Genomic DNA, 302 nt, shown 5'->3' with positions numbered 1-302 from the left:
AACATGTACAGGCCGTCCACGCCCAGCGTGTTTTGCTGGTAGCGCTGGCCGTTTTCGCGGGAGCGGGCATAGGTGGTGCCGACTTGCACATCCCACTGATCATTGAGCGCCTTGCCGAACTTGAGGCCGGCGCCGTAGCCGCGCTTGTCCACGCCGAAGTCCGAATCGGGCTTCATGGCGTTCAGGCTGGGCTGGATATACCACGATGGATTGACGACCGCATCCTGGGCCAGGGCGGAAAACGACGCGCACAGAATTGCGGCGGCGAGGGCGATTTTTTTAGTGTGGTTCACAGGTTTGCT

At 60.6% G+C, this 302-nt stretch carries 1 pseudogene; it reads right to left on the bottom strand.

Annotated features, from left to right (window positions below):
* Positions 1 to 293: pseudogene (locus tag ACO0LB_RS20820) on the bottom strand (OmpA family protein); the annotation flags it as partial.
* Positions 294 to 302: the final 9 nt, after the last annotated feature.

It is taken from the genome of Undibacterium sp. SXout7W (assembly GCF_049339385.1).
GTDB lineage: Bacteria > Pseudomonadota > Gammaproteobacteria > Burkholderiales > Burkholderiaceae_D > Undibacterium.
This window is presented reverse-complemented; position numbering and strand designations above follow the sequence as displayed.